6 protein-coding genes are annotated in these 6,815 nt (G+C 67.0%); all 6 read right to left on the bottom strand.

The window, feature by feature from the left end; translation table 11 throughout:
* Nucleotides 1–182: 182 nt before the first annotated feature.
* The 6 genes from cheY to cheA all read right to left on the bottom strand — a co-directional run bounded on the left by cheY (nucleotide 183) and on the right by cheA (nucleotide 6,776).
* Nucleotides 183–578 carry a chemotaxis response regulator CheY gene (cheY, locus tag DBV14_RS17040; protein ID WP_185546042.1) on the bottom strand — a complete coding sequence of 132 codons (396 nt, stop codon included), beginning with the start codon at nucleotides 576–578 and terminating at the stop codon, nucleotides 183–185.
* A 31-nt stretch (nucleotides 579–609) separates the two neighbouring features.
* Entirely contained in the window at nucleotides 610–1,695 is a 1,086-nt protein-coding gene (locus DBV14_RS17035) for a chemotaxis response regulator protein-glutamate methylesterase (RefSeq protein WP_124460337.1), read from the bottom strand.
* Nucleotides 1,692–2,423 carry a chemoreceptor glutamine deamidase CheD gene (gene cheD, locus DBV14_RS17030; protein WP_124460336.1) on the bottom strand — a complete coding sequence of 244 codons (732 nt, stop codon included), beginning with the start codon at nucleotides 2,421–2,423 and terminating at the stop codon, nucleotides 1,692–1,694. The genes DBV14_RS17035 and cheD overlap by 4 nt, the downstream gene beginning before the upstream one ends.
* Nucleotides 2,420–3,253: a CheR family methyltransferase gene (locus DBV14_RS17025; protein ID WP_124460335.1), complete on the bottom strand. Its 834-nt coding sequence runs from the start codon at nucleotides 3,251–3,253 to the stop codon at nucleotides 2,420–2,422. The genes cheD and DBV14_RS17025 overlap by 4 nt, the downstream gene beginning before the upstream one ends.
* A gap of 90 nt (nucleotides 3,254–3,343) precedes the next feature.
* Nucleotides 3,344–4,669: an EAL and HDOD domain-containing protein gene (locus tag DBV14_RS17020; protein WP_124460334.1), complete on the bottom strand. Its 1,326-nt coding sequence runs from the start codon at nucleotides 4,667–4,669 to the stop codon at nucleotides 3,344–3,346.
* 22 nt (nucleotides 4,670–4,691) lie between these two features.
* Entirely contained in the window at nucleotides 4,692–6,776 is a 2,085-nt protein-coding gene (cheA, locus tag DBV14_RS17015; protein WP_124460333.1) for a chemotaxis protein CheA, read from the bottom strand.
* Nucleotides 6,777–6,815 lie beyond the last annotated feature (39 nt).

The raw sequence follows: 6,815 nt of genomic DNA, 5'->3' as shown, positions 1-6,815 counted from the left end.
CCAGGTGCGCAGGGCATCGGGTGCTTCCCGCAGCGAAATAAAGGAGGAGCGAAGCGGGGGACATTCGCGGAGGGAAGTACCCGGTGTCCTGTGCACGCACAACGAACGCACGAACAGCAGCGCCAATCCCGCGCCTCGGCACGTCACGCAGAACGCGACGAACAGAAACGCGGGACGTCATCTCAGCCCGCTTCCTTGGCCAGCTTCTCGAAGATCTTCGTGATCTTCTCTTCGAGCGTCGCTGCCGTGAAAGGCTTTACCACGTAGCCGTTCGCACCGGCCTGCGCCGCTGCCACGATGTTTTCCTTCTTCGCCTCGGCCGTCACCATCAGCACCGGCAACTTCTTCAGCTCCGGGTCCGCGCGAATGGTCTGCAGCATCGTCAGGCCGTCCATGTTCGGCATGTTCCAGTCCGACACCACGAAACCGAAGTTGCCGCCGCGCAGCTTCTCGATGCCCGCGGCGCCGTCTTCCGCCTCGTCCACGTTCAGGAACTCCAGCTCCTTCAGCAGGTTGCGCACGATGCGGCGCATGGTCGGGAAGTCGTCCACAACCAGGATTTTGATGCTCTTGTCGATCACGATATTTCCAACTCCAACAGGTCGTTTTTCAAACTCGGTTCGTACGTTCACCGAACGTGCGAAGGTGCGCCAGAACCCGGCGACTGACTTCACTCAAGGGGGACACATCGTCCACCGCGCCCAGCGCAATGGCTTCGCGCGGCATGCCGAAGACCACGCAGCTGGCCTCGTCCTGCGCCAGCGTGTGAGCGCCCGCCCGCTTCATGCGCAACAGGCCCTCGGCGCCGTCCTTGCCCATGCCCGTCAGGATGATCCCGATCGCGTTCTTGCCGGCATGCTTGGCCGCCGAATCGAACAGCACGTCGATCGACGGACGGTGGCGGTTGACGGGCGGCTCCTGGTCCAGGTGCGCCACGTAGTTGGCGCCGCTGCGGCCCAGCGACAAATGAAAGCCACCCGGCGCGATGTACGCATGGCCCGGCAGCACCCGCTCGCCGTGCTCGGCTTCCTTGACGTTGATGCGGCACAGGCCGTCCAGCCGCTGCGCGAACGAACGCGTGAAGCCGGCGGGCATGTGCTGCGCGATCAGCACCGCGGGCGAATCGGGCGGCAGCGGTTGCAGCACTTCGCGGATGGCTTCGGTGCCACCGGTGGAAGCGCCGATGATGATCAGCTTCTCGGTACTCAGCAGCGGGCTGCGCAGCAGCGATTCCTGCGGCACATCGGAAGCCGGCCGGGCCGATGCGGCATGGCGGCTGGGCAGCAGGCGCGCGCCGGCCGCCGTACGGATCTTGCCGGCGATCAGCTCGGTGTAGTTGAGCAGGCCGTCGCGCACGCCCAGGCGCGGCTTGGTCACGAAGTCGATGGCGCCCAGCTCGAGCGCGCGCAGCGCGATCTCCGAGCCGCGCTCGGTCAATGAAGACACCATGACCACGGGCATCGGCCGCAGCCGCATGAGTTTTTCAAGAAACTCCAGCCCGTCCATGCGCGGCATTTCGACGTCCAGCGTCAGCACGTCGGGGTTGGTGACCTTGATGAGGTCGCGCGCCACCAGCGGGTCGGCGGCGGTGCCGACCACGGTCATGTCGGCCTGGCTGTTGATGATCTCGGTCATCACGCTGCGGATCAGTGCCGAATCGTCGACACAGAGCACCTTGATTTTCTTTACGCTCACCGGCTTCCTTTGGTTCCTGCCACCGGCGCGACGCGGGCCGCGGCAGCATTGCTTGTTGTTGTCGTCGTCATCGTTGTCGCTGTCGCCCGCTCCATGTCGGGCAACGGCGGCACGCGCTGGCCCGACAGCCTGCGCAGCAGCTCGCCCTCTTCGCGCTGGATCGACTGCACCTCGGTCTGCGCGCGCAGCTTGCGCACGATGGCCTTGCCGGTGGCCGGCAGGAAGCACACGCGGCGCGCATGCGGTCCGCGCAGGTCTTGCGCCGCGATCTCGATGCGCTCGGCGCGCAGGTAGCGCAGCACGAAGTCGGCATTGCGGTCGCCGATGTTGAGCGTGGTCATGTTGGCCAGCACCGCGCCGCCACCGAACACCTTGGCGCGCAGCCGGTCGCGGCGCGCGCCCGCGCGTACCAGTTCGCGGATCAGCACGTCCATGGCGTAGGCGCCGTAGCGCATCGACTCGGCCGCATCGCGCTTGCCGGCATCGGCGTCGCCGTCGTCGGGCAGCATGAAATGGTTCATGCCGGCGACACCGGCGTCCATGTCGTGCAGGCAGGCGGCCACGCAAGAGCCGAGCACCGTGCTCAGCACCGTGTCGCCCGCGGTCACGTAGTACTCGGAGGGCAGCAGCTTGACGGCCATGAGGCCGACGTCGCGGTCGAAATAGTGGTGGCTTGCCACCGAGCCCGGCACGGCCGCCGCGTTTGCGTTCGCGTTCGCCGCGCTCATGGCACACCCGGTGCGCGCGTGCGCGACAGCTCGTACACCGTCTGGCCGAGCGACTTGAAGGCCTGGTTGACCAGCGATGCGTTCTCCGAATGCCCCGCGAACAGCCGTCCGCCGGGCTTGAGCAGCGGCGCGAAGCGGTCGAGCACCTTCTTCTGCGTCGGCTTGTCGAAGTAGATCATCACGTTGCGGCAGAAGATCGCGTCGACGGGCTCCTTCACCGACCACGAGGTGTCGAGCAGGTTGAGCCGCGAGAACTTGACCAGCGCGGCCACCTCGGGGCGCACCCGCACCTTGCCGGCGTTGGCGCCCGTGCCCTTGTTGAAGAAGCGCCGCAGCCGCTCGGGCGACAGGCGCGCCACCTGCTCGGCGGTGAACACGCCGGTCGCGGCCTTGGCCAGCACGGCGGTGTCGATGTCGGTGGCGATCACGCGGGCCGAGCCCGCGCGGTCGCCCAGCGCCTCCATCAGCGTGATGGCGATCGAATAGGGCTCTTCCCCCGTCGAGGCCGCCGCGCACCACACGGTAATGGGCTGCGGCATCTTGCGCACCAGCTCGGCCAGCGCGGGAAAGTGATGGGCCTCGCGAAAGAACGACGTCAGGTTGGTGGTGAGCGAGTTGATGAACAACTGCCACTCCTCGCCGTCGTTGCTGGTTTCAAGCAGATCCAGATAGGTCGCGAACTCCGGGAGCGCAAGCTCCCGCAGGCGACGCGACAGCCGGCTGTACACCATCTGCCGCTTCTGCTCGCCCAAGGCGATGCCGGCGCGGCGATGAATGAGGGTCCGGATTCTGGAAAAGTCGTGGTCGGTAAAGAGGAACTCGGTAGTCACAGCCAGCCTGGAAGCATGGCTTTCAATGTACATAGCGGACGCCATTTCCAATGGACCGATCAGACGCGCAAAAGCCCTGCACTTCAGGGGTCATGCGGGCGGACCGGCAGCGGCGGGGCCGGCGTCCAGCGACCACACGAGCGCCGCCAGTTGCGCGGCATTCACCTGCGATGCACTCAGGAACAGCGCTTCCGACAGGCGCGGCGCGCGGCCGTCGTCCATCTCGCAGCTTTCGGCCAGCGCGACGAAAGGGCCATAGAGGCCGGTGCGCGACAGAATGGCCTGCTGCACCGACTCGGTGAGCTGCACCTTGCGCAGCACGCCTTCCATCGACACGCCCAGCAACTGGTCGAGCAACGAGAACATGCCCGCCACGAACAGGTTGTCGGCTTCGCTGGGCGGCAGCATGCCCTGCCCCATCAGCTCGACGAAACGCCCGCGCAGAATGGCCTTCTTCATCATGAAGGGCGAGCTGGCCTTGTTGCTGGTGGCCAGCAACAGCGACAGCCACCGGTACAGCGGCGAGTAGCCCAGCATGGCCACCGCGTGGCGCAGCGAATGAATCTCCACCGCCATGCCGACCGAGGGCGAGTTGATGTAGCGCAGCAGCCGGTAGGTCAGCGCGGCATCGTGCTTCAGGGCGCTCTCGATGGCGCGCACGTCTTCGTTGCGCTGGATCATCTGCATGAGCTTCACGATCAGCAGCGACTCGGGCTGCAGCGCGTCCTCGGCTTCCTTCACCGGCGGATTGCGGAACGCACCGTCGACGAACACATTCACGCGGCGCGAGGCGCAGATGTCGAACTGCGTCCAGTTTTCCACGCGCGGCGCGATCAGCTCGACCGCCGGGTGGCCCAGCTGCGTTTCGTTGGCCAGCCGCGCCACGATGGCGGCATCGCTCGCGGCCACCTCGACGTGCGTGATGATGGCGCGCAGCTCGGTGTCGTCCGGCAGGGTGCGTGCACCGCACAGCATGAAGCCGAAGCCCTGCTCGCGCAGGAACAGCAGGATGGAGCGCATGTCCGCGTCCATCAGTTCGTCGGCGCCCATGCACAGCACCACGTTCTGCGGCGGCAGCGACTGCAGCTCGCTCTGGAACAGCGCGTCGACCGTCACGTCGACGAACACCACCTGCGCGCCGAGCAGCCAGCCCGTGCCCTCGGGGCTCAGGTGTGCCGCCAGCGTGTCCATGAGCGCCTTGACGCCGGCGCCCGCGTGGGCACTGGGCGCCTCGCCCGCCGCGCGCCATGCCATGCGGTAGCCGATGACGCGGCGTTGCGCGTCCAGCAGCATGTCGTAGGCCAGGTGGCCGTTGGAACCCGCATCGGCGGCCGCACGCGAAGCGGCGTCGGCCCCCGGCCCCTCACCGGCCCCGGCATCCGAGGACCCGGCGCGACGGAAGAAATCGAACCTCATTCGGCGGTCTCCCTCGGGCTGCTCACAGCGCGACGGTGTCCGTCCTCCGCGCGGCACCGGCAAGTGCCACCGAACTTGCGGCCTGCGCGCGCTGAATGCGGGGCATCGCGCCCACGTCGATGATGAAGGCCACGCTGCCGTCGCCCAGGATGGTCGCGGCCGAGATGCCCGGCACCTTGCGGTAGTTGGTCTCGAGGTTCTTCACCACCACCTGGTGCTGGCCGAGCAGCTCGTCGACCAGCAGCGCGAAGCGGCTGTCGTCGGCCTGCACGATCACCAGGATGCCCTGCGTAGGATGCGTCTGCGCACCGGCCACGTCGAACACGCGGTGCAGCTCGATCAGCGGCAGGTACTCGCCGCGCACGCGGATCACATGGCCGTCGGCGGTGATCGAATGCAGGTGCTCCGGCAGCGGCTGGAGCGACTCGATGACGTAGCTCAGCGGCAGGATGTAGGCCTCGTCGCCCACCTTGACCGACATGCCGTTCAGGATGGCCAGCGTCAGCGGCAGCACGATGCGCGTGGTGGTGCCCTGCCCGCCGCGCGAATGAATTTCCACATGGCCACCCATCTCCTGGATGTTGCGCTTGACCACGTCCATGCCCACGCCGCGCCCGGAAATGTCGGTGACCTGCTCCGCGGTCGAGAAGCCCGGCGCAAAGATCAGTTGCCACACCTCTTCGTCGGGCATGGTTTCGCTCACGGCCATGCCTTGCTGCAGGGCCTTGGCGAGGATGCGCTCGCGGTTCAGGCCGGCGCCGTCGTCGCTCACCTCGATCACGATGTTGCCGCCGTGGTGCTGCGCCGACAGCAGCAGCTGGCCGGTGGCGTCCTTGCCCTTGGCCAGGCGCACTTCGGGCGTCTCGATGCCGTGGTCGAGGCTGTTGCGCACCAGGTGCGTGAGCGGATCGACGATGCGCTCGATCAGGCCCTTGTCGAGTTCGGTTTCCTTGCCGTAGGTGTCCAGGCGCACCTGCTTGCCCAGCTTGGCGCTGACGTCGCGGATCACGCGCGGGAAGCGGCTGAACACGTAGTCCATCGGCATCATGCGGATGGACATCACCGATTCCTGCAGGTCGCGCGCGTTGCGCTCCAGATGGCCCAGGCCGCTCAGGAAGCGTTCGTAGGCCACCGGGTCGAGCATGGTCGCGGCCTGCGTGAGCATCGACTGCGTGATGACGAGTTCGCCCACGAGGTTGATGAGCTGGTCGACCTTTTCGACATCGACGCGGATCGAGCTCGATTCCTTGGCGCCGGCTGCTGCAGCCGGTGCTGCCGTCGCCGCTTGCGCGGGAGCCTGCACGGCCGCTACCTTCGGTGCTTCGACCACGGGTTCGGGTGCGGGTGCGGCCACCGCCACCACCGCAGCGGGTGCAACGGCTTCGGCAGCCTCGACTGCTCCCGCGGCTTCACGCGTGATGTCGATCTGCGACTCGTCGATGACGAAGCAGCAGACGGCCACGATGTCGTCGGGATCGCAGGTGGTTTCGAGCATCACGGTGAACTGGTCGTTGGCGCGCGAGCGCGACAGGACCTTGCCCAGGTTGGTCAGCTCGCCGGCCAGCAGATCGCATTCGCTTTCGGACAGGCGCGCGAAGCGGATGCGCAGCACGCCGTCTCCACCGCCGGCCGCTGCCGGTGCGGCGGCAACGGGTGCGGCCACCGGCGCGGGTGCAGCCACGACCACTGGCGCAGGCGCGGGAACCGCAGCGCCGTCGGCCGCGCTTTCGAGCGCGAGTTGCTGGAGCACGCCACAGATGTGGGCGACCATCTCGGGGTCCGGCTCCTTGCCGGCCTGGTAGGCGGTGAGTTGTTCTTGCAAGGCGTCCTTCGTTTCCAGAAAGGCATCGATCATCGAACCGCTCAGGCGCAGCTGCCCGTGGCGGGCCCTGTCCAGGAGTGTTTCGAGCACGTGCGTGGTGTTGGTCAAGGCGGTGAAACCGAACGTCGCCGCGCCACCCTTGATCGAGTGCGCGGCGCGGAAGATGGCGTTGAGCTGTTCGCTGTCGGGCGCCTCGACGTCGAGGTCGAGCAGCAGCTGCTCCATCTCCGCGAGAAGCTCGATGGCTTCGACGAAGAAAGCCTGGGTGAATTGACTGAGGTCCATCTGTTTGCTCCGGGCCGTCACTTGCGTGCCGGCACTTGG

This window comes from Variovorax sp. KBW07 (assembly GCF_003852515.1).
In the GTDB taxonomy this organism is placed as follows: Bacteria; Pseudomonadota; Gammaproteobacteria; order Burkholderiales; family Burkholderiaceae_C; genus Variovorax.
This window is presented reverse-complemented; position numbering and strand designations above follow the sequence as displayed.